At 63.3% G+C, this 20,651-nt stretch carries 14 protein-coding genes; 10 read left to right on the forward strand and 4 right to left on the reverse strand.

Annotated features, from left to right (window positions below; all coding sequences use genetic code 11):
* Positions 1–105 precede the first annotated feature (105 nt).
* From ACZ445_RS03095 to ACZ445_RS03105, 3 genes are all read left to right on the forward strand, one after another.
* Positions 106–477 carry a translation initiation factor Sui1 gene (locus ACZ445_RS03095; RefSeq protein WP_017849660.1) on the forward strand — a complete coding sequence of 124 codons (372 nt, stop codon included), beginning with the start codon at positions 106–108 and terminating at the stop codon, positions 475–477.
* A gap of 143 nt (positions 478–620) precedes the next feature.
* On the forward strand, positions 621–2,534 hold the full coding sequence (speA, locus tag ACZ445_RS03100) for an arginine decarboxylase (RefSeq protein ID WP_058423586.1): 1,914 nt from the start codon (positions 621–623) through the stop codon (positions 2,532–2,534).
* A gap of 135 nt (positions 2,535–2,669) precedes the next feature.
* Positions 2,670–3,563, forward strand: a complete 894-nt coding sequence (locus ACZ445_RS03105; RefSeq protein ID WP_464707983.1) for an alpha/beta hydrolase — start codon at positions 2,670–2,672, stop codon at positions 3,561–3,563.
* Here the strand turns inward: ACZ445_RS03105 and ACZ445_RS03110 are convergent.
* The gene (locus ACZ445_RS03110) at positions 3,508–4,845 is read right to left on the reverse strand and encodes an MATE family efflux transporter (RefSeq protein ID WP_058423588.1); all 1,338 of its coding nucleotides are present in this window, start codon (positions 4,843–4,845) and stop codon (positions 3,508–3,510) included. The genes ACZ445_RS03105 and ACZ445_RS03110 overlap by 56 nt on opposite strands.
* A gap of 298 nt (positions 4,846–5,143) precedes the next feature.
* Here ACZ445_RS03110 and ACZ445_RS03115 point away from each other — a divergent pair, with 298 nt between their 5' ends.
* A complete protein-coding gene (locus tag ACZ445_RS03115) occupies positions 5,144–10,042 on the forward strand; it encodes an alpha-2-macroglobulin family protein (RefSeq protein ID WP_464707984.1) in 4,899 nt (1,632 codons plus the stop codon).
* Between the two features lie 76 nt (positions 10,043–10,118).
* On the opposite strand, the gene ACZ445_RS03120 is transcribed toward ACZ445_RS03115, so the two are convergent.
* The gene (locus ACZ445_RS03120) at positions 10,119–10,412 is read right to left on the reverse strand and encodes a hypothetical protein (protein ID WP_058423590.1); all 294 of its coding nucleotides are present in this window, start codon (positions 10,410–10,412) and stop codon (positions 10,119–10,121) included.
* A 90-nt stretch (positions 10,413–10,502) separates the two neighbouring features.
* Between ACZ445_RS03120 and pbpC the strand changes: the two genes are divergently transcribed.
* The 6 genes from pbpC (at position 10,503) to ACZ445_RS03150 (ending at position 17,424) form a co-directional block, all read left to right on the forward strand.
* Positions 10,503–12,833 carry a peptidoglycan glycosyltransferase PbpC gene (gene pbpC, locus ACZ445_RS03125; protein WP_058423591.1) on the forward strand — a complete coding sequence of 777 codons (2,331 nt, stop codon included), beginning with the start codon at positions 10,503–10,505 and terminating at the stop codon, positions 12,831–12,833.
* 147 nt (positions 12,834–12,980) lie between these two features.
* The gene (locus tag ACZ445_RS03130) at positions 12,981–13,289 is read left to right on the forward strand and encodes a MazG-like family protein (protein WP_058423592.1); all 309 of its coding nucleotides are present in this window, start codon (positions 12,981–12,983) and stop codon (positions 13,287–13,289) included.
* On the forward strand, positions 13,282–14,031 hold the full coding sequence (locus ACZ445_RS03135; RefSeq protein WP_058423593.1) for a methyltransferase: 750 nt from the start codon (positions 13,282–13,284) through the stop codon (positions 14,029–14,031). The genes ACZ445_RS03130 and ACZ445_RS03135 overlap by 8 nt, the downstream gene beginning before the upstream one ends.
* A 24-nt stretch (positions 14,032–14,055) precedes the next feature.
* The gene (locus ACZ445_RS03140; RefSeq protein ID WP_058423594.1) at positions 14,056–14,658 is read left to right on the forward strand and encodes a DUF4136 domain-containing protein; all 603 of its coding nucleotides are present in this window, start codon (positions 14,056–14,058) and stop codon (positions 14,656–14,658) included.
* Between the two features lie 45 nt (positions 14,659–14,703).
* The gene (locus ACZ445_RS03145) at positions 14,704–15,261 is read left to right on the forward strand and encodes a DUF4136 domain-containing protein (protein WP_058423595.1); all 558 of its coding nucleotides are present in this window, start codon (positions 14,704–14,706) and stop codon (positions 15,259–15,261) included.
* A gap of 216 nt (positions 15,262–15,477) precedes the next feature.
* Positions 15,478–17,424 (forward strand): pilus assembly protein TadG-related protein, encoded by a 1,947-nt coding sequence (locus ACZ445_RS03150; protein ID WP_058423596.1) that lies wholly within the window; start codon positions 15,478–15,480, stop codon positions 17,422–17,424.
* On the opposite strand, the gene ACZ445_RS03155 is transcribed toward ACZ445_RS03150, so the two are convergent.
* Both ACZ445_RS03155 and ACZ445_RS03160 read right to left on the reverse strand, forming a co-directional pair.
* Positions 17,421–20,147, reverse strand: a complete 2,727-nt coding sequence (locus ACZ445_RS03155) for a PAS domain-containing sensor histidine kinase (protein ID WP_464704751.1) — start codon at positions 20,145–20,147, stop codon at positions 17,421–17,423. The genes ACZ445_RS03150 and ACZ445_RS03155 overlap by 4 nt on opposite strands.
* Complete coding sequence (locus ACZ445_RS03160; protein ID WP_310863278.1) at positions 20,144–20,587, reverse strand: TadE/TadG family type IV pilus assembly protein; 444 nt, start codon at positions 20,585–20,587, stop codon at positions 20,144–20,146. The genes ACZ445_RS03155 and ACZ445_RS03160 overlap by 4 nt, the downstream gene beginning before the upstream one ends.
* Positions 20,588–20,651 lie beyond the last annotated feature (64 nt).

The raw sequence follows: 20,651 nt of genomic DNA on the forward strand, positions 1-20,651 counted from the left end.
CACCCGAACCGCCTTGGCGGTTCGGTAGCGCTGCCCCTGCCTGAGTGGGGCTTCGCGGTCGGTCATCCTGATCGATCAGTCTTCATCCTCCCAAGAGGATTGCCGGTGGCCAAAAAAGCCGCATCCTTCGCCGCCCTTGGTGGCCTGGTATTTTCCACCGACGCAGGTCGACACTGCCCGGACTGTCGTCAGCCCGTGGACGCTTGCACCTGCAAACAGACCCTGATTCCCGAAGGCGATGGTATTGCCCGCGTGCGCCGCGAGAGCAAAGGCCGTGGCGGCAAGACGGTGACCACCATCACCGGTGTGCCGCTGGCCGAAGACGCGCTGAAGGAGCTCGCCACTACGCTGAAAAAGCGCTGTGGCACCGGTGGCGCGTTGAAAGACGGTGTCATCGAGATCCAGGGCGATCACGTCGAGTTGCTGTTGGCCGAGCTGATCAAGCTCGGGTACAAGGCCAAGAAGTCCGGCGGCTGAAAGCCTCTTCCCGACCTGTGTCTAAACTCTGTCCTGCGCGTGGGGTCCTACCTTGCACGCAGGCAAATCGTCATTTTCATTCTTTAGACTGCGCCAGCCTCAACCAGGGGCGGCGCTTTCGCCTTCATTTATAGGGGACTTCGATGTCCGTACGACGCACACGCAAAGACGATGGCAGCCAATGGACAGTTGCGGACAGCCGCAGTGTTTACGGGATCCGCCATTGGGGGGCCGGGTATTTCGCGATCAATGATGCCGGTCGCGTTGAAGTCCGTCCGAACGGCCCGAACAGCACACCCGTCGACCTCTACGAGCAAGTCGACGAACTGCGCAAGAGCGGCCTGTCGTTGCCGCTGCTGGTGCGCTTCCCCGATATCCTGCAAGACCGTGTACGCCAGTTGACCGGCGCTTTCGATTCGAACATCGAGCGCCTGGAATACCAGAGCAAGTACACCGCGCTGTACCCGATCAAGGTGAACCAGCAAGAGGCGGTGATCGAGAACATCATCGCCACCCAGAACGTGTCCATCGGCCTGGAAGCCGGCTCCAAGCCCGAGCTGCTGGCCGTGCTGGCCCTGGCGCCGAAGGGTGGCACCATCGTCTGCAACGGTTACAAGGACCGCGAATTCATCCGCCTCGCGCTGATGGGCCAGAAGCTCGGCCACAACGTGTTCATCGTGATCGAGAAAGAATCCGAAGTTGAGCTGGTGATCGAAGAAGCCGCCAGCCTCAAGGTCAAGCCACAGGTTGGCCTGCGTGTGCGTTTGTCTTCCCTGGCGTCGAGCAAGTGGGCGGACACCGGTGGCGAGAAATCCAAGTTCGGTCTGTCGGCGGCGCAACTGCTGTCCGTGGTCGAGCGCTTCCGCGCGGCTGGCCTGGACCAGGGCATCCGCCTGCTGCACTTCCACATGGGCTCGCAGATCGCCAACCTGGCCGACTACCAGCACGGCTTCAAGGAAGCCATTCGTTACTACGGCGAACTGCGCAACCTCGGCCTGCCAGTGGATCATATCGACGTCGGTGGCGGCCTGGGTGTGGACTACGACGGTACGCACTCGCGTAACGCCAGCTCCATCAACTACGACATGGACGACTACGCCGGCGTGGTCGTGGGCATGCTCAAGGAATTCTGCGACGCGCAGAGCCTGCCGCACCCGAACATCTTCTCCGAAAGCGGCCGTTCCCTGACCGCCCACCACGCCATGCTGGTGGTGCAGGTTACCGACGTCGAGAAACACAACGACGAAATCCCGACCATCGAAAACAAGGAAGCCCTGCCGGAAACCGTGCAGTGGCTGGTGGACCTGCTCGGCCCGACCGACATCGAGATGGTCACCGAAACCTACTGGCGCGCCACCCACTACATGAGCGACGTGGCCACCCAGTACGCCGACGGCAAGCTGACCCTGGCCGAAAAAGCCCTGGCCGAGCAGTGCTACTTCGCCGTGTGCCGCCGCCTGCACAACTCGCTCAAGGCCCGCCAGCGCTCGCACCGCCAAGTGCTGGATGAACTCAACGACAAGCTGGCCGACAAGTACATCTGCAACTTCTCGGTGTTCCAGAGCCTGCCGGACACCTGGGCCATCGGCCAGGTATTGCCGATCCTGCCGCTGCACCGCCTCGACGAAGAGCCGCTGCGCCGCGCGGTATTGCAGGATTTGACCTGCGACTCCGACGGCAAGATCAAGCAGTACGTCGATGAGCAGAGCATCGAGACCAGCCTGCCGGTGCACGGCTTGAACGAAGGTGAAGACTACTTGCTGGGGATCTTCCTGGTGGGCGCTTACCAGGAAATTCTCGGCGACATGCACAACCTGTTCGGTGACACCGACTCGGTGAACATCTACCAGCGTGAAGACGGTTCGGTGTACAGCGCCGGTATCGAGACCCACGACACCATCGAAGACATGCTGCGCTACGTGCACTTGTCGCCGGAGGAGTTGATGACGCACTACCGTGACAAGTGTGCGAGCGCGAAGATCAGCGCCAGTGAGCGTACGCAGTTCCTGGATGCGTTGCGTCTTGGCTTGACCCGGTCTTCCTACCTGTCCTCGTAAAAAATGTGGGAGGGGGCTTGCCCCCGATAGCGGTACATCAGCAACACTTAAGTTGCCTGACCCACCGCCATCGGGGGCAAGCCCCCTCTCACATTTGACGCAGTGCTGATCCTGAAATTGTCTGAGGGCTGAGCAATGTTGAGCAAATGGCCGCAAGTGTTCACCCTGGCAATGGCTGCATTCTTGGCCGCCTGCTCCCCCATCAAAGTCCTTAACGCACTCACCCCTTCCAGCACCTTCACCAAGACTGCGGCCATCGCCTACGGCGCTGATCCCCGCCAGGAACTCGATATCTACCGCCCCGCCCCTGCAATCGCCAACGCGCCCGTCGTTGTGTTTTTCTACGGTGGCAGCTGGAATAGCGGCTCCAGGGACGACTACGGTTTCGTCGGCGAAGCCCTGGCGTCACGTGGCATTGTCGTGGTGATTGCCGACTACCGGCTTTATCCCCAAGTGCGTTACCCCGCGTTTCTCCAGGATGGCGCTCAAGCGGTTGCCTGGACCCACCAGCACATCGCCGAATACGGCGCTGACCCGCAGCGGCTCTATGTGATGGGCCACAGCTCCGGTGCCTATAACGCGTCGATGTTGGCGCTGGATGCGCGCTGGTTGAATGCGGTGGGCTTATCGCCTGCCATTTTCAAAGGCTGGATCGGTCTGGCCGGGCCGTATGATTTTCTGCCCATTGAAAATAAGGACGTACGGCCGGTGTTCTTCTTCCCTGACTCGCCGCCTGAGTCTCAGCCGATCAACCACGTCAGTGCCGATGCGCCGCCGAGCCTGGTAATGGCGTCAACGGACGACAATCTGGTCAACCCCACGCGCAATACTGGCGGCTTGGCTAATAAGTTGCGTGCGGCCGGCGTGCCGGTAGAGGTGTTCTACTTCGGCAGGACCAACCACCAGACGCTGGTGGCCTCCCTGTCCAGGCCGTTGCGTTGGTTGGCGCCGGTGCTGGATCGGGTCACCGCGTTTATCCAAGCCACTGATCCTGTCGGTTCAAGCGCCAGGCAATTGCCCACAAAGTAAGGCTGCGCAGGGCCATGAACAGCAGGAAGCTTATCCACAACCCGTGGTTGCCGAGCCCCTGCAACGCCCAGGCAAATGGCAGCAGGATCACCACGGTCAGCAACATGCCATTGCGCATTTCCCGTGCACGGGTGGCGCCGATGAAAAGCCCGTCCAGCAGGTAGCTCCACACCGCAATCAAGGGCAACACGGCCAGGTAGGGCAGGTAGATATCGGCGGTCTCGCGCACGCTGGGGATATCGGTCTGCATGGCAATAAACAAATGGCCGGCGAAGGTGAACAACAGCGCAAAGCCGACGCTGGCGATCAGTGACCAACCGCAGGCGACCACCAATGAACGGCGCAAGGCCTGGCGGTCGTGGGCACCGATGGCGTGGCCGCAAAGTGCTTCCACCGCATGAGCCAAACCGTCCAGCGCATGGGCCGTCAGCAACAGGCCGTTGAGCAGCAGTGCATTGGCCGCCACGGTGGCATCGCCCAGGCGTGCGCCTTGCACCGTGATCATGAAAAACACCGATTGCAGTGCCAGGCTGCGGATGAAGATGTCGCGGTTCACCGCCAGCAGCGGGCGCCAGCTCTCCCATAGTTTCAGTGCAGCCCAGGCGATATGGCCGGGGTAGGCGCGCAGGGCTTTTTGCGTCATCGCCAGGCCCAGCAGGGCGCCGGTCCATTCGGCAATCACGGACGCCCGCGCCGAACCGACCACCCCCCAATCCAGACCCAGCACAAACCACAGGTTCAGGGCGATGTTGACCAGATTGGTGGTCAGCAGGATCGCCAACGGCGCGCGGGCGTTCTGCGTGCCGAGGAACCAGCCGACCAGCGCATAGCTGGCAAGGGCGGCAGGCAGGCCGAACAGGCGCGTGTGGAAGAAGTCTTGGGTCAGTTGATTGAGTTCGGGGGAGGGTTGCATCCATTCCAATGCCAGATGGCTCAGCGGAATACCCACGGTGCCCAGCAGCATGGCCAGGCCCAGCGCCAGCAGCAGGCCTTGCAGGAGGATTTGTCGCAGCGCGGCCCCATCGTTGCGCCCGGCAGCCTGTGCGGCAAAACCGGTGGAGCCCATGCGCAAAAAGCCCATGGCCCAGGCCAGGAAGGTATACAGACTGGCCCCGACTGCCACCGCACCCAGTTGATGGGCGTGGGGCAGGTGGCCGATGACCATGCTGTCGACCAGGGCCACGAGAGGCACCGAGATATTCGACAGGATCATCGGCGCGGCCAGGGCCCAGACGCGGCGGTGGGTAGGGCGGTGGCGCCAGTCGGTGAGTAGGGTGGGCATGAGGGCTCCTTGGGGGAGCGGCATTGTAACGGGGCCTTAATCTCACTGCAGAACCAATGTGGAAGGGGGCTTGCCCCCGATAGCGGTCTGTCAGCTAGAAATGTATCGGCTGACATACTGCCATCGGGGGCAAGCCCCCTCCCACATTTGGATCTTCAGCGTGTGTAGGATTGGGCTGGGTCTGGAAGGCCCGCAGAACCAAACCACCCTCCGTCGGTCAATGTGACCAGCACCACATCGGCCCGGTGCGGGCTGATATATAGTTCACCCCTCGGACCCCTCTCACAACGAGTGCCCCATGTTTAACAAAGGATTGTTCCTGGCCTGTGCGCTGGCCCTGTTGAGCGCCTGCGATTCCTCCGATAAACCGGCAGCCCCGACCGCTCCCGCGGCGACGACGGTTGCACCCCAGCCGGCCAAGGCGGCGGTCGACGTGGCCGCGCTGAAGCAGCGCTACGCCGGGCGTGAGTTGAGCGTGGTGGATGTGTCCGAAGTGCAGCTCGATGGGGCCAGCACCCTGTCCGTGAGCTTTTCCATTCCGCTGGACCCCGATCAGAAATTCGCCGACAAACTCCACTTGGTGGACAGCAAGTCCGGCAAGGTCGATGGCGCCTGGGAAATCTCCGACAATCTGATGGAGCTGCGCCTGCGTCACCTGGAGCCACAGCGCAAATTGGTGCTCACCATCGATGCCGGGGTGAAGGCGGTCAACGGCAACACGCTTGCCGCCGAGTACAGCGCCCGCCTGGAAACCCGCGACCTGCAAGCCACCGTCGGCTTCGCCAGTCGGGGCACCCTGTTGCCCACCCGTTTGGCCGAAGGCCTGCCGGTGATCGCACTGAACGTCGACAAAATCGACGTCGAATTCTTCCGCATCAAACCCGAATCCCTGCCGACTTTTCTCGCGCAGTGGGGGCGCAACACCAGCCTGCAGAGTTATGAATCCCGCGAACTGCTGCCGCTGGCCGACCTGGTCTACGGCGGTCGCTTCGACCTGAACCCGGCGCGCAACACCCGCGAAACCCTGTTGCTGCCGATCGCCGGCCTCAAGCAGTTGCAGCAGCCGGGTGTGTACCTGGCGGTAATGCGCGCCTCCGGCACTTACAACTATTCCCAACCGGCCACGCTGTTCACCTTGAGTGATATCGGCCTGTCGGTGCACCGTTACGCCAATCGCCTGGATGTGTTTACCCAGGCGTTGGATGGCGGCAAGGCGCTGGATGGCGTCGACCTCGAGGTGCTCGACGCCGAGGGGCGTGTGGTCGGCCAGGGCAAGACCGAGAAGGGCGGCCATGCCGAGTTGCCGTTGCCGAAAAAGGCCCAGGTGTTGTTGGCCAAGCAGGGTGAACAGACCAGCATGCTGCGTCTGGACAGCGCCGCATTGGACCTGGCCGAGTTCGACATCGGCGGCCAACCGTCCCATCCCTTGCAGTTCTTCGTTTTCGGCCCGCGTGACCTGTACCGCCCCGGTGAAACCGTGCTGCTCAACGCCCTGCTACGGGACAAGGATGGCAATGCCGTCAAGCCGCAGCCGGTGAGCGTCGAAGTACGTCGCCCGGATGAACAGGTGAGCCGCAAATTCGTGTGGGATGCCGACGCCTCCGGCCTCTATCAATATCAACTGCAATTGGCCGGTGAAGCGCCAACCGGGCGCTGGCAGCTGGTGTTCGACCTGGGGGACGGCAAGCCGCAACTGTATGAGTTCCTCGTTGAAGACTTCCTGCCCGAGCGCCTGGCGCTGGAACTCAAGGGCAGCGATACCGCACTGAGCCCGGCGGATAACCCGGTGATTCAAGTCACCGGCCGTTACCTGTATGGCGCGCCGGCATCGGGCAACCGGGTCAGCGGACAGATTTATGTGCGGCCGTTGCGCGAAGCGGTCAAGTCGCTGCCGGGCTATCAGTTCGGCTCTGTCACCGAAGAAGAGCTGAGCCAGGATTTCGAACTGGACGAAAGCGTGCTCGACGCCAAGGGCCAGGAAGCGCTGACCCTGGAAAGCAAGTGGGCCGAGGCCAAGTCGCCGCTGCAACTGATCGTGCAGGCCAGCCTGCACGAGTCGGGCGGGCGACCGATTACCCGGCGCCTGGTGCAGCCTATCTGGCCGGCCGAGCAACTGCCGGGCCTGCGCGGCTTGTTTGACGGCAAGGAAACCAATGGCGATGGTCCGGCGGAATTCGAAGTGCTGCTGGCCAACCAGGACGGGCAGAAGCTCGCCGCGCCAAACCTCAAGGTGCGCCTGGTGCGCGAGCGCCGCGATTACTACTGGAACTACTCCGAGAGCGATGGCTGGAGCTACCACTTCAACGAGAAATTCCTCAACCTCGACGAACAGACCCTGAACATCAAGGCCGGTGACACGGCCAAGGTCAGCTTCCAGGTGGAGTGGGGCCCGTACCGCGTCGAAGTGGAAGACCCGCAGACCGGCCTGGTCAGCAGCCTGCGCTTCTGGGCCGGCTACCAGGCCCAGGACAACACCGAAGGCGGCGCCGTACGCCCCGACCAGGTCAAGCTGGCGCTGGACAAACCCGCGTATGGCGACGGCGATACCGCCAACGTCACCGTCACCCCGCCCGCGGCCGGCAAAGGCTACCTGCTGGTGGAGTCCGCCGAAGGGCCGCTGTGGTGGCAGGAAATCGATGTGCCGGCCGAAGGCAAAAGCTTTGCCGTGAAGCTCGACCCAAAATGGTCGCGGCATGATTTGTACGTCAGTGCCCTGGTGATTCGCCCGGGCGAGCGCAAAGCCAACATCACGCCCAAGCGTGCCGTGGGCCTGCTGCATCTGCCGTTGGATCGCACCCAGCGCAAACTCGGCGTGACCCTCACCGCGCCGGAAAAAATGCGTCCCAAACAGCCGCTGACGGTGAAAGTCGCTGCGAAAAACGCCGATGGCAGCGTGCCGAAACAGGTGCACGTGCTGGTGGCAGCGGTGGACGTGGGCATCTTGAACATTACCGAATACCCGACGCCGGACCCTTACTCCAGCCTGTTCGGCCGCAAGGCTTATGGCGTGGACCAGTTCGATATCTACGGCCAGTTGATCGAAGCCGGGCAGGGGCGCTTGGCCAGCCTGGCATTCGGCGGTGACGCCGCGCTGGCCAAGGGCGGCAAGCGCCCGGACACCAGCGTGACCATCGTCGCCTTGCAAAGTGCGCCGGTGACCCTGAACGAGCAGGGCGAGGGCGAAGTCAGCGTCAATATCCCGGACTTCAACGGCGAACTGCGCCTGATGGCCCAGGCCTGGACCGACGACCGCTACGGCATGGCCGAAGCCAAGACGGTGATCGCCGCACCTTTGATTGCGGAGCTGTCGACGCCGCGTTTCCTGGCCGGTGGTGACCAGACCACGTTGGCGCTGGACCTGTCCAACCTGTCGGGCAAGGCCCAGCAGCTGGATGTGCAACTGAGCGCCGAAGGGCAGCTGGAGTTGGTCAACGCTGGCGCGCAAACCGTCGAGTTGAAACAAGGCCAGCGCACCACCCTGCGCATCCCGGTGAAAGCCTGGGGCGGTCTGGGGCAGGGCAAGGTCAAGGTCACCGTGAACGGGCTGGACCTGCCGGGTGAAAACCTGCCGCCGTTCACCCGTGAATGGACGTTGGGCGTACGCCCGGCGTACCCGGCACTGCTCAAGCATTACCGCGCGGTGCTCAAGGATCAGCCGTGGAGCCTGCCGGCGGGCACGCTCGATCAGTTCGACTCATCAGGGCGCCAGGCGCTGTTGAGCCTGTCGAGCCGGCCGCCGCTTAACCTCGGCGCGCAGATCAGTGCACTCAAGGCCTACCCTTATGGTTGCCTGGAGCAGACCGCGAGCGGCCTGTACCCGTCGCTGTATGCCGACGACGCGCTGCTCAAGCGCTTGTCGATCAAGGGCGAGTCGGACAGCGAACGTAAACGCAAGATCGAGCTGGGCATCGAACGCCTGCTGGGCATGCAGCGCTACAACGGCAGCTTCGGTCTGTGGGGCGCCGATGGCGAAGAAGAATACTGGCTGACGGCCTACGTCACCGACTTCCTGCTGCGTGCCCGCGACCAGGGCTTTGCCGTCCCGCCGCAAGCCTTGAAGAAGGCCAGCGAGCGCCTGCTGCGTTATGTGCAGGAACGCAACCTGATCGACGTCGACTACAGTGACAACGCCGACCACACGCGCTTCGCCGTACAGGCCTACGCCGGCATGGTGCTGGCGCGCAGTCAGCAGGCGCCATTGGGGGCGCTGCGCAGTATTTTCGAACGACGCAGCGATGCGCGCTCCGGTTTGCCGCTGGTGCAGTTGGCTATCGCGCTGCAGAACATGGGCGACCAGCCGCGTGCGGACCAGGCCTTGCTTGCTGGGCTGGCGGCGCAGCGTAACGCCAATGAGTGGCTGGCCGACTACGGCAGCCCGCTGCGGGACCAGGCAATGATCCTGGCCCTGCTGGAAGAGAACGACCTGGCCAAGGGCAAGCGTGAGGAGCGCTTGTTTACCCTGTCGGATCAGTTGGCGGCCAGCCCGTACCTGTCGACCCAGGAGCGTAACTCGCTGTTCCTGGCCGGGCGCCTCGGGTTTGCCAAGCCAGAGGCGAACTGGCAGGTGTCGCTGACCGGCAGTGGCGGCGTGCAGGCATTGAATAACCAGCACTCGACGCTGGAACTGGAGGGCAAGCTGCTGTCCAGCGACCTGACCTTGAGCAATCAGGGCGACGCGCCGGTGTACCAGCAACTGACCCTCTCGGGTTATCCACAGGTGCCACCGGCGGCCGGCGGCGACAACTTGAGCATTCGCCGCGAATACCTGGGCATGAACGGCCAGCCGCTGAACCTGCGCAACCTCAACAGCGGTGAGCTGGTACTGGTGCATCTGGCGGTCAACGCCAAGCAGCGTGTGCCGGATGCCCTGGTGGTGGATTTGCTGCCGGCCGGCCTGGAACTGGAAAACCAGAACCTGGCACAAAGCGCCGCCAGCCTGGAAAACGCCAGCAGCCAGGTGAAGGAGTGGCGGGAGTCGATGCAGAACGCGTCGCTCAAGCACCAGGAGTTCCGTGACGACCGCTACGTGGCGGCGATCAACCTGGAAGGTTCCGGCACCACGCACCTGCTGTACCTGGCGCGTGCCGTGACGCCGGGCACTTACCGCGTGCCGCCGCCGCAGGTGGAGTCGATGTACCGGCCGAACTGGCAGGCGGTGGGGGAGACGCCGGCGGATCTGGTGATCAAGGGGCGCTGATAGCTCAATTTGAAAGGGGACCTCAATGTGGGAGGGGGCAAGCCCCCTCCCACAGGAGATTTGCTGTGTTTTTGGGTCAGTGGACGACCCAGCTCAGAAGCCACAGGCCCAGCAGCAGCCAGATGATGCCCATGATGATCGACGCCCGCATGAACGCGCGCACCGCCGAGTACAGCAGCATCAGGCCGACAATCAGGGTGAGGATGCTGATGATCGAGGTGTCCATGCCCAAGGTGCGGGACAGGCCATCGATGAAGTTGCCACCGGCGTGGGTGAGCGCACCGAACAGGCCGCTGAGTCCGTCGACGATAAAGCGGATGATCGAACCGAGCGCCTGGCCCAACCATTCGAAAAAGCTTTCTACCTGCATGTGTGTGTCCTGATGAGAAGGTGGGCGTATCTGTGCCTTTGGTTGTTATTGCAACAGGCTAGTTCCCTACCAGCATAGAGGTTTGCCCGTTTGAGTTTGCGTTTAGTTGCCCGCTGGACCCTGGCCAGCCTTTTGTTGGTGATCGCCCTGCTGTGGCTGGCCGACCGCATCTGGCCGTTGCCCCTGCCCAAGGATGACCTGGCGCGGGTGGTGCTGGCCGAGGATGGCACGCCGTTGTGGCGGTTTGCCGATGCCAACGGTGTGTGGCGCTACCCCGTGCAGACCCGCGAGGTGTCGCCGTATTACCTGGATGCGCTGCTCACCTATGAGGACCGCTGGTTCTACCAGCACCCCGGCGTGAATCCGCTGGCACTGGTGCGGGCGACATGGCAGAACCTGACCGGCGCACGCGTGGTGTCGGGCGGCAGCACCTTGTCGATGCAGGTGGCGCGCTTGCTGGACCCGCATTCGCGCACCTTCCATGGCAAATTGCGCCAGTTGTGGCGCACGGCACAGCTGGAATGGCACCTGTCCAAGGAAGAAATCCTCAACCTCTACCTCAATCGCGCCCCGTTTGGCGGTACGTTGCAGGGCGTAGCTGCCGCCAGTTGGGCATACCTGGGCAAGTCGCCGTCACAGCTGACCCACGCCGAAGCGGCCTTGCTCGCCGTGCTGCCCCAGGCGCCCAGCCGCTTGCGTCCGGACCGCCACCCCCAACGCGCCCAGGACGCCCGTGACAAAGTGCTGCGCCGCCTCGCCGAATTCCAGGTGTGGCCGCAAGCTGCCGTCGATGAGGCCCTGGAAGAGCCGCTGTTGCTTGCCCCACGGCTGGAACCGAGCCTGGCGCCCTTGCTCGCACGGCGCCTGAACCGGCCGGACAGTCCGCCGCTGATCCGCACCACCCTGGACGCCACCCTGCAACGCCGCCTGGAGGATTTGCTGTTGGGCTGGCGCGCACGTTTGCCGGAGCATACCTCCGCCGCGATCCTGGTGGTGGAAGAGGAAACCATGGCCGTGCGGGCCTACCTCGGCTCGGTGGATATCAACGACGCCAAGCGCTTCGGCCATGTGGACATGATCAGCGCCCTGCGTTCGCCGGGCTCCACCTTGAAGCCCTTCCTTTATGGGATGGCGCTGGATGAGGGGCTGATCCACTCCGAATCCCTGCTGCAGGATGTGCCCCGGCGGTATGGCGATTACCGGCCGGGCAACTTCTCCATGGGCTTTACCGGTGCAGTGCCGGCGAGTACGGCGCTGTCCAGCTCGCTCAACCTCCCGGCGGTGCAGTTGCTGGAAGCCTACGGGCCGAAGCGCTTCGCCGCCGAAATGCGCATCGGCGGCGTGCCGCTGGCCTTGCCGGCGTTGGCCGAGCCGAACCTGGCGCTGATCCTGGGCGGTGCGGGCAGTCGTCTGGAAGACCTGGTGAGCGGCTACAGTGCCTTCGCTCGAGACGGCAAAAGCGCCACCCTTCGATTGCAACCGGACGACACCCTCAGAGAGCGGCCGTTGCTGTCGCCAGGCTCCGCCTGGATTGTGCGGCGCATCCTCAGCGGCCAGGCGCGACCCGACCGCGACCCGCGTGCCGAGTTGGTGCAGCGCCCGGTGCTGGCCTGGAAGACCGGCACCAGCTATGGCTTTCGCGATGCCTGGGCGATCGGTGTGGGGCCGCGTTACTTGATCGGCGTGTGGATCGGACGCCCGGACGGCACGCCGGTGCCGGGCCAGTACGGCCTGGCCTCCGCCGCACCGTTGATGTTACAGGTGCACGATGTGCTGACCAACCGCGACAGCCAGCGCGGTATCACTGCACCGGTCAAGCCGGTGCCGGCAAATGTCGGTGTGGCCGCGATCTGTTGGCCGCTGGGCCAGCCGATGAGCCGCAGCGATCCCAACTGCCGCCGCCAGCGCTTTGCCTGGACGCTGGACAACACCGTGCCACCCACTTTGCAGGCGTTGGACCAGCCGTTGAGCGTGGGCTTGATGGAAAGTGTGTGGGTCAATTCCAAGGGCTTGCGGGTGGACGCTCATTGCCCTGGCGCCGAGCCCAGGAGTATCGCCCTGTGGCCCGCGCCCCTGGAGCCTTGGCTGCCCAGGGCCGAACGCCGCGAAGCACGCATCCCCGCGGCCGACCCTGGTTGCCCGCCACCGGCACTGGCCGCGTCCTCACCTTTATCCATCGTTGGCGTGCGTGAAGGCGACCAACTGCGCCTGCCCGCCGCCAGCCAACAGGCGCTGCGCCTGAAAATCTCCGCCCTGGGCGGCAGTGGCCGGCGTTGGTGGTTCCTTAACGGCGCGCCCCTGGGCGACAGCGCCAACCAGGACTTTATCAACGCCAGTTTCGAACAACTTGGGCGTTATCAACTCAGTGTCCTCGACGAAGCCGGGCAGACGGCGCGCATCGAGTTCAGCGTCGTTGATTAGATCGCTATCGGGGGCAAGCCCCCTCCCACACTCGGATGTGTTCACCTGCCAAAGGTGGGAGGGGGCCTGCCCCCGAAGACGGTCTGAAGGTTCACTTGCCTTCAAGGCCATTCCCCCCGAAGCTATCCACCTTCAGGAGCCTGCCGCATGAACCTCGAACACCTCACCGAACGCCTGCACCGCATCCGCGATACCAACGACTGGAAGCCGTTCCACAGCCCGAAAAACCTGGCCATGGCCGCCAGTGTGGAAATGGCCGAACTGGTGGAAATCTTCCAATGGCTGACCGAAGACCAGTCGCGCCAGTTGCCGGCCGATAAACTCGCCCATGCCGGGCAAGAAGTCGGCGATATCGTGCTTTACCTGCTGTTGCTGTGCAGTGAGCTGGGCCTGGACATGAACGAAGTGGTGCGCGCCAAACTGGCCGACAGCGAACGGCGGTTTGCCCATGAGTGACCGTCATTTCGACCAGTTGGCCACGCGCTTCGCCGAGAAAATCTACGGTGGTGCCAAAGGCGCGATCCGCCTGGCAGTGCTCCAGGCCGACCTTACCGAGGCTTTGCCAAAGCGTCCGCTGCGTGTGCTGGATATCGGCGCGGGCCTGGGCCATATGTCGCTTTGGCTGGCCGAACAAGGCCACCAAGTGACCCTGGCCGAACCGGCCGAACCGATGCTCGAAGGCGCCCGCCAACGTTTCGCCGAGGCGGGGCAGACCGCGACGTTTATCCATGCGCCCTGGCAAGACCTGCTCGGCCAGCTCACCGAACCCTACGACCTGGTGCTGTGCCATGCGGTGCTGGAATGGCTGGCCGAGCCCCATGCAATCCTGCCGGTGCTGCACCAACTCACGGCGCCGGGTGGGTGGTTGTCCCTGGCGTTCTACAACCGCGATGCGCTGATTTATCGCAACCTGCTCAAAGGCCATTTCCGCAAAATGCGCAAGAATGACATGGCCGGCGAAAAGCAGAGCCTCACGCCGCAACAACCGTTGGACCCACGAGAATTGGCGGCGCAACTCGAAGGCCTTTGGCAGGTCGAAAGCCAAAGTGGCGTGCGGGTGTTCCACGACTATATGCCGGTGGAATTCCAGGCCCGTGCCGATTTGCAGGACCTTGTAGAGATGGAACTCGCTCACCGTCGTCACCCAAGCTTTGCCGGACTTGGGCGTTATTTGCACTGGATCTGCCGTCCGGTTTAAGCGGCCCAGTCTGCGGAGGTCGAAATGCGTCGTCTCTGTTTGATCCTGTTGTCCCTGGGGTTGGGCGCCTGCTCCAGCCCCAACCCTTATGTTGCCGCGTCCGCGCCGATCCCACCGGCACCGCCCCAGGCCGCCCGCACCTTTGATGCCAGTGCCTACCCGGCGCCAGTGCGCGACTACGGTGCCTACCGCAATTGGGCCTGGCGCAACGGTCAGCTTCCCGCGGGCACGGCCTGGGCGGATTCGGCGCAGATCGCCGAAGCGGTCAGCGGCGCCCTCGACCAGCGCGGCCTGCGCCCCTTGCATGACAATCGCCCGGCGGACCTCTTCGTCAGCGCCGATGTGCGCCTGGAGAAGCGTCTCAAGCAAGTCCAGGATGACTATGGCTACGGTTATGGTGGTTACAACCGCTATGGCAATGGGTATGGCATGTACAACTCGGTGCCGATCGTGCGCACCTATGAAGTGCAGGTCGTGGTGGTGCGCGTCAACCTGTTCGATGCCCGCACTGGCCAACCGGTGTGGAGTGCCAGCGCAGAGACGGGCAGCCAGGGCAGCCTCAGTCAACGGGGAGATGCCTTGCGCCAGGCGGTGCAGAAGGCAATGACGGCGTATCCTCCCAGTTAACCGCTATTCTCATCTTTGGCGCGGGTCGCTCTTTGGAGAACAACCATGTTTCGTCGTATCGCTACGCTCGCTTTTGTTGTGCTGCTAGGCGGTTGCCAGACCAGCCAGGTCAACCACGATTTTGACGCCAGCCGGGATTTCGGCGCCTACCGCAGCTGGGCCTGGAAAGAACCGGCCCTGCAATACCGCCCGGATGACCCGCGCATCAAAAGCGACCTCACCGAGCAACGCATCCGCCAGGCCGTGGGTGAACAACTCGACCAACGCGGCCTGCGCCCTGCGGCGCCGGGCACCAGGGCTGACCTGAACGTGCAGGCCTACCTGATCGTCGAAGACCGCCAGCAACAGGTCACCACCAACTACGGTGGCGCCTGGGGCGGCCCGTGGAATGGCTATTGGGGCGCGCCGATGTACAACGAAACGCGCAACATCACCTACAAAGTCGCGACCATCCAGATCGACCTGCTCGATGGCAAGGATGGCAAACTGGTCTGGCGCGGCAGTGACGAACAGATGATGGCCACCTCGCCCAACCCTCAGGACCGTGACAAAGCCATCCGCACCACCGTCACCCGCGTCCTCTCCAGCTACCCCCCTCACTAACCTCTGTAGGCGCAGGCTCGCCGTGGTGAGCAAGCTTGCTTTGGCCAGCACGCTTGCTGTGGCGAGCAGGTTTGCTGTGGCGAGCAGGCTTGCCCTGCGTTGGGCTGCGAAGCAGCCCCCTAAAACCCTAAAACCCTAAAACCGATTTATGGCAACGGGCCAGCCCTTGTCTACACTCAAAACCATCTACGGAGAGTAAGCGCTAAGGAGTGCCTGATGTCTCCCCGACTTGGTTACAGGCAGCATGGTGCAATTGGCCTGATGGCGGCGGCTACCCTGGCGATGGCCATGGTGTTCCTGCTGCTGGCGGTAGACAGCGGCCGCCTCTACCTGGAAAAGCGCAAACTGCAGTCCGTCGCCGACAGCGCTGCGCTGGAAGCCGCCAGCCGTGGCGGCCTGTGCACACCCACCACCACCGCCAATGACTACGCCGTGCAGAACGCCACACGCAACGGCTTCACCGTGGTCGCCGGCGACAACAGCCGTGGCCTGGCCGTCACCTGCGGCACACTGACCACCAATGCCAGCAATGTCCGTGTATTTACTGCCGACGCCACCAAAAGCGATGCCGTCCGCGTGGTTGCCACGCGCAGCGTGATGACCAGTGTCGCCAGTGGGCTGTGGGGCATGTTCAATGGCGCGCCGGTCTCCACCCAGATGACGCTGAGTGCCACCGCCGTGGCCGCCTATGCACCGCCGGTGGCGCAACTGACGATTCGCAGCAGCCTGGCCTCGGTGAACTCCGGCAACTCCCCGCTATTGAACATGGTCATCGGCAATCTGTTGGGCGGTAGCCTGTCCCTGACCGCTGCGGGCTGGAATGGCTTGTTGGCGACGAACGTGAACCTGCTCGGCTACCTGGACCAGTTGGCGATCCAATTGAACGTCAAGGCGGGGGACTACGATGCGTTGCTGAGTACCGCCGTATCCGCCAGCCAGTTGATCGACGCGGCAGTGAAGGTCCTGCAAAAAAATGGCGCGGTCGCCACGGCGGTGATCAACGACGTGATTACATTAAAAGCCATCGCGCCGAATACCCAGCTTCTGAAGGTGGGGGACTTGCTGAAAGTCGCCACCGGAACGCCGGCTGCGGCCTTGAATACCAGTGTGCAGTTGTTTCAGTTGCTGGAGACCGTGGCGCAGCTATCCAGTAGCAAAAGTGCGGTCAGTGCGGCAGCGCAGGTGAATATTCCTCTGGTTGGCACCGTCTCGGTCCAGACCAAAGTCATCGAACCGCCGCAACTGTCTGCGTTTGGCAATCCGGCCAAGGCCAAGGCGGGGCTGTTGAATAATCCCCCGACAGATCAGATTTTTGTACGAACGGCCCAGGTACGCACGTTGGTCACCATCGATGCGCCGATCATCAAGGTGGTCTCGGGGGTTTCATCGATACTGACCGGGCTGGCGACGCCTGTGTCGAAGGTGGTTGGCGGTTTGTTGAACCTGAACCTGCTCGATGTGGTGGCCGGTGTCGTGTGCATAGTCGGGTGCAATGTGGCTGATGTGGATATCACCACGACCCTGTCCATCTATATCGAGGCGGCCAGTGCAGAGAGCCACGTGACAGACTTCAGTTGCGCCACCCCGGCCACCAAGTCGTTGACGGTGCAGGCCACCACCTCACTCGCAACCTTGGGCGTCGGCTACGTTGACCCGGTGTCGGCGTTTTCATCGTCCTTGCCTGTCAATGTGCAGCCGGTGCGGCTGATCGACTTTGGCCAACGCTTTTGCCTGCTGACCCTGGTGTGCGGGACACGCACCGCCGGTGTTGGCGGTGGCTTGAACCTGAGGGCGTTGTCCACTGTGGGGGCGCAAACCAATACGGTGTTGTTTTCACCGGTGAATGACATCAATGCGGCGACGATCTACAAAAGCCCACCCGGCACCGCCAATATCGTTAACAGCCTGGGCGCTACCTTGAGCGGCTTGCAGGTGACCTATGTCCCACCTACCGGAAGCACGCCCGGTGCGCCGAACAGCACAGTCACCAGTGCACTGGCGACCATCGTCAACTCGGTGGTCAGCCTGGTCCAGAACGTCCTGGCGCCGATCCTCGACCCTATCGTCAACACGCTGCTCGCAGCACTGGGTGTCAACCTCGGCAATGCCGAAGTCGGCGCCAACCTCAGTTGTCACATGGGCCGCGCCTACCTGGTGATCTAGCTGATCGGCAACTCCACACAAAACTTCGCGCCGTGCTCGCCATTGGCGACGCTCAGGCGTCCGCCCATGTTTTCCACAATCCCGTAGCTCACCGACAACCCCAGCCCGGTGCCCACGCCAATCGGCTTGGTGGTGAAGAATGGTTCGAAAATCCGCTCCAGCAGCCGCGGGTCAATCCCGCCGCCGTTGTCTTCCACCCAGATCCGTACATGGCGGCTGTCGTGCTCGCAATGCACCGCGATCCAGGGACGAAATTCAGGGTGTTTTTCCCGCTTGCTCAACAGCGCGTCACGGGCATTGACCATCAGGTTGATCAACACCTGTTCAAGCTGGTCGACATAGCCTTTGACCTGCACCTGGAAGTCCGCCGGGGTGATCCGCACCTCCACCCCCTTGCCGCGCAGACCCTCGCCGAGCAGTGACAGCGTGCCGTCCAACGCCTGCGACGGGTCGAAGGGCAGTTGTTCGATTTCCGAGCGGCGGCCGAACACGCGCATATGGTCCACCACCCGCGTGGCGCGCTGCACCTGGGCATCGATGCGCTGGAGTTTTTCGATGAGGTAGTCGATCTGCGCATCGCCATTGCCCAGGCGCTTGAGCACATTGACGATGGCCATGCGCATCACGTTCAGCGGCTGGTTGATTTCATGGGCCAGGCCGGTGGCCATTTCACCCAGGGTGGCCATCTTGGCGCTTTGCGTCAGTTGCTGCTGGGAGCGGCGCACTTCGGTGTTGTCACGGCCCACCGCCTGCACTTCCACCAGCGTGCCCTGTTCATCGAACACACCACGGTCCGACCAGACCCACCAGGCATGTTCGCGTCCCGGCAATTCCAAGCTGATTTCGGCTGTGCTGACCGGGAATTCCGGGGTTAACTGTTCGATGCGTTGCACAAAGGCCTGGCGTTGTTCGTCCGACAGCCAGCGCCCCAGGTTCAGCCCCGGCAATTGCGCGGGCAGGCATTCCAGGTAGTTGGCCAGCGGTGTGTTGCCGAAGGTCAGGGTCAGGTCGGGGCGATAGCGGCAGATCATCGCCGGGGAGTCTTCGACCAGGATGCGGTAGCGTTCTTCGCTCTGCCTGATTTGCTCGGCGGCCAGGGTTGCCTCGGTGACATCCAGCCACAGGCCGACGGCTTCCACCGGCAGGCCGAGGTCATCGCGCAGCAACTTGGCTTCGTCCAGCAACCAGTGGTAGTGGCCCTGTTTGTCGCGCAGGCGGTAGCGACTGCGTACGCTGCCGTCACGTAGTAATTGGCGGCTGCGCTCGAAGTACAGCTCGCGGTCTTCGGGGTGGATCAAGGACGCCAGGCTGTCGTGGCTGCACTCGGCCAACGTCCAGCCCAGCAGCGGTAGCAGGCTGTCGCTGAAAAAGGCCGGATGCAGGGCGCCGTCGACATAGCGCTGCACATAGATCACGGCCGGTGAGCTGGCGATCAGGTTGTCCAGGCGCGCATGGGCGGCGGCGGCCTGCAGTTGCTGGTTTTTGATGTCGCTGATATCGAGCATGAAACCGATCCAGCGGCGGCTGTCGCCCACGCCCAGCACCTGGCCCTGCACGCGATACCAGAGCGGGTGGTGCTCGGCGTCGGTGCGTTGCAGGCGCACGCTGGTCAGCAAGGGTTTGCCCAGGGCCTGCAGGTCGTGCAGACGGCTGTCGAGGGCCTGGCGATCGGCCGGGTGGATCAGTTCCAACCACTGGCTCAGGGGTTGGCGGGTAGGACCGTCTTCCAGGCTGAGGCTGTGCAGCAACTGCGGGGCCAGCTGGATTTCCTGGGTGGCCGGCAGCAGCTCCCACCAGCCGGTGCCGAGCAGGCCCTGCAACGCCTCCATACGGTCGAGCTGCTGGTGATAGCGCTGCTCGCGCAGCCGGCTCAGCAGGGGCGCGGCGAGGGCGGCGGTAAGGTTGAGCCAGTCGCGTTCGCGGGTGTGTTGCTGGCCGTTGTACTGGCCACAGAGCAACCAGGCGGCGAGGCCCTGACTGTCGCGGTAGGGCACCAGGAAACCGTCGGCATCGCCGAAGATACTGTGCAGGCGCGGGTTATCGCTGCGCTCCTGGGCCAGGCTCAACGGTGCGTTGCCATTGACGCTGTCCAGGCTGATCCCCAGGTGTTGGCCGGCCTGCCACAAGGCGGGGGCGTCGTGGGCGGCGTACTGGCTGTAGATCCGCCAGCCGTAGTCTTCGTCATCGAGCAAGGCCAGGGCAACGCAGGGGATGTGCCAGCGCTGGGCCAGGCTGCGCAGGTGCTCGTTGAACACCTCGGGCAAGCGGGCCAGGCTGCACACGCGCAGCTGCTCGCTCATCTGGCAGGCGAGTTGATGGTTCTGTTCGCGGTGCTGGGCCAGTTGCCGGCCGGCGAGCAAATCGCCAACGTCCTGCAGGCGCAGGCTCCAGGCATCACCGTCGGGTTCGATCCAGCCGCGGGTATGCAGCACCTGGCCGGTTGCGGCCTGGAAGTCCAGGTCCAGGCTCTGGTGTTGCCAGTCGGCGGGGCTGCCTTCGATAGTCAAGGCGCTGCTGGCGCACAGCAGTTCATGCAGTGGTGGCCGGCGCTCGCCGATGGCGTGCATCGCAAGCTGTGGGCGCAGGCTGCCACTGATGCTCAGCACGTGGCCTAGAGCATCCAATTGCACCTGCAGCCCTGGCAGGGGCACACCCGGCATGTCGAGGGGCGGCGCGCTGGCGCGACCGAGCAGGCGCCCGAAGAGTTTGTCCCCCGACGTCAAAACTGCAGACTCGAACTGGCGGAGAGGTTGGCCGGCAGGTTCGGGACGGTGCCAATCCCCGGCAGCACCAGTGCCGGGAACACGGAATACAGGTTGGTAGTGGGGTAGTTGATCGCCACGGTCAACGTGGTGCCGTTGTAGGTGCTGCTGATATAACTGGGGGAGAACTGGAAGCTGGAAGGGATCCAGCTCAACTGGGCGATCACGGTGGTTTTGGCGCGGTCGGTCACCTGCGTGCCGTAAGCGGTGCCGGCGGCTATCGGGTCCACCGACAGGGCCTGGCGCACGGCCTCCGCCGCCGCCTGGTTGAACGACTGCATCAACAGCAACGGCAAGCTATAGCTGATCAACCCGTAGAACACGGCAAAAAAGATCGCGAAGACCAAGGCGAACTCAATCGCCGCCGCACCTTTTTGCTTTCCAGGCAGGCCTGTTTTCATGACTGCGTCTACCCTGACGGCTACTACTTGATATCAGCATAGAATCATTCAGCGAAAAGGGATG

Source organism: Pseudomonas allii (assembly GCF_055380095.1).

Coding starts and splice junctions, on each gene's coding strand:
- speA (WP_058423586.1), top strand. CDS start 621: ATGTCCGTACGACGCACACGCAAAGACGATGGCAGCCAATGGACAGTT.
- ACZ445_RS03105 (WP_464707983.1), top strand. CDS start 2,670: ATGTTGAGCAAATGGCCGCAAGTGTTCACCCTGGCAATGGCTGCATTC.
- ACZ445_RS03110 (WP_058423588.1), bottom strand. CDS start 4,845: ATGCCCACCCTACTCACCGACTGGCGCCACCGCCCTACCCACCGCCGC.
- ACZ445_RS03115 (WP_464707984.1), top strand. CDS start 5,144: ATGTTTAACAAAGGATTGTTCCTGGCCTGTGCGCTGGCCCTGTTGAGC.
- ACZ445_RS03120 (WP_058423590.1), bottom strand. CDS start 10,412: ATGCAGGTAGAAAGCTTTTTCGAATGGTTGGGCCAGGCGCTCGGTTCG.
- ACZ445_RS03130 (WP_058423592.1), top strand. CDS start 12,981: ATGAACCTCGAACACCTCACCGAACGCCTGCACCGCATCCGCGATACC.
- ACZ445_RS03135 (WP_058423593.1), top strand. CDS start 13,282: ATGAGTGACCGTCATTTCGACCAGTTGGCCACGCGCTTCGCCGAGAAA.
- ACZ445_RS03140 (WP_058423594.1), top strand. CDS start 14,056: ATGCGTCGTCTCTGTTTGATCCTGTTGTCCCTGGGGTTGGGCGCCTGC.
- ACZ445_RS03145 (WP_058423595.1), top strand. CDS start 14,704: ATGTTTCGTCGTATCGCTACGCTCGCTTTTGTTGTGCTGCTAGGCGGT.
- ACZ445_RS03150 (WP_058423596.1), top strand. CDS start 15,478: ATGTCTCCCCGACTTGGTTACAGGCAGCATGGTGCAATTGGCCTGATG.
- ACZ445_RS03160 (WP_310863278.1), bottom strand. CDS start 20,587: ATGAAAACAGGCCTGCCTGGAAAGCAAAAAGGTGCGGCGGCGATTGAG.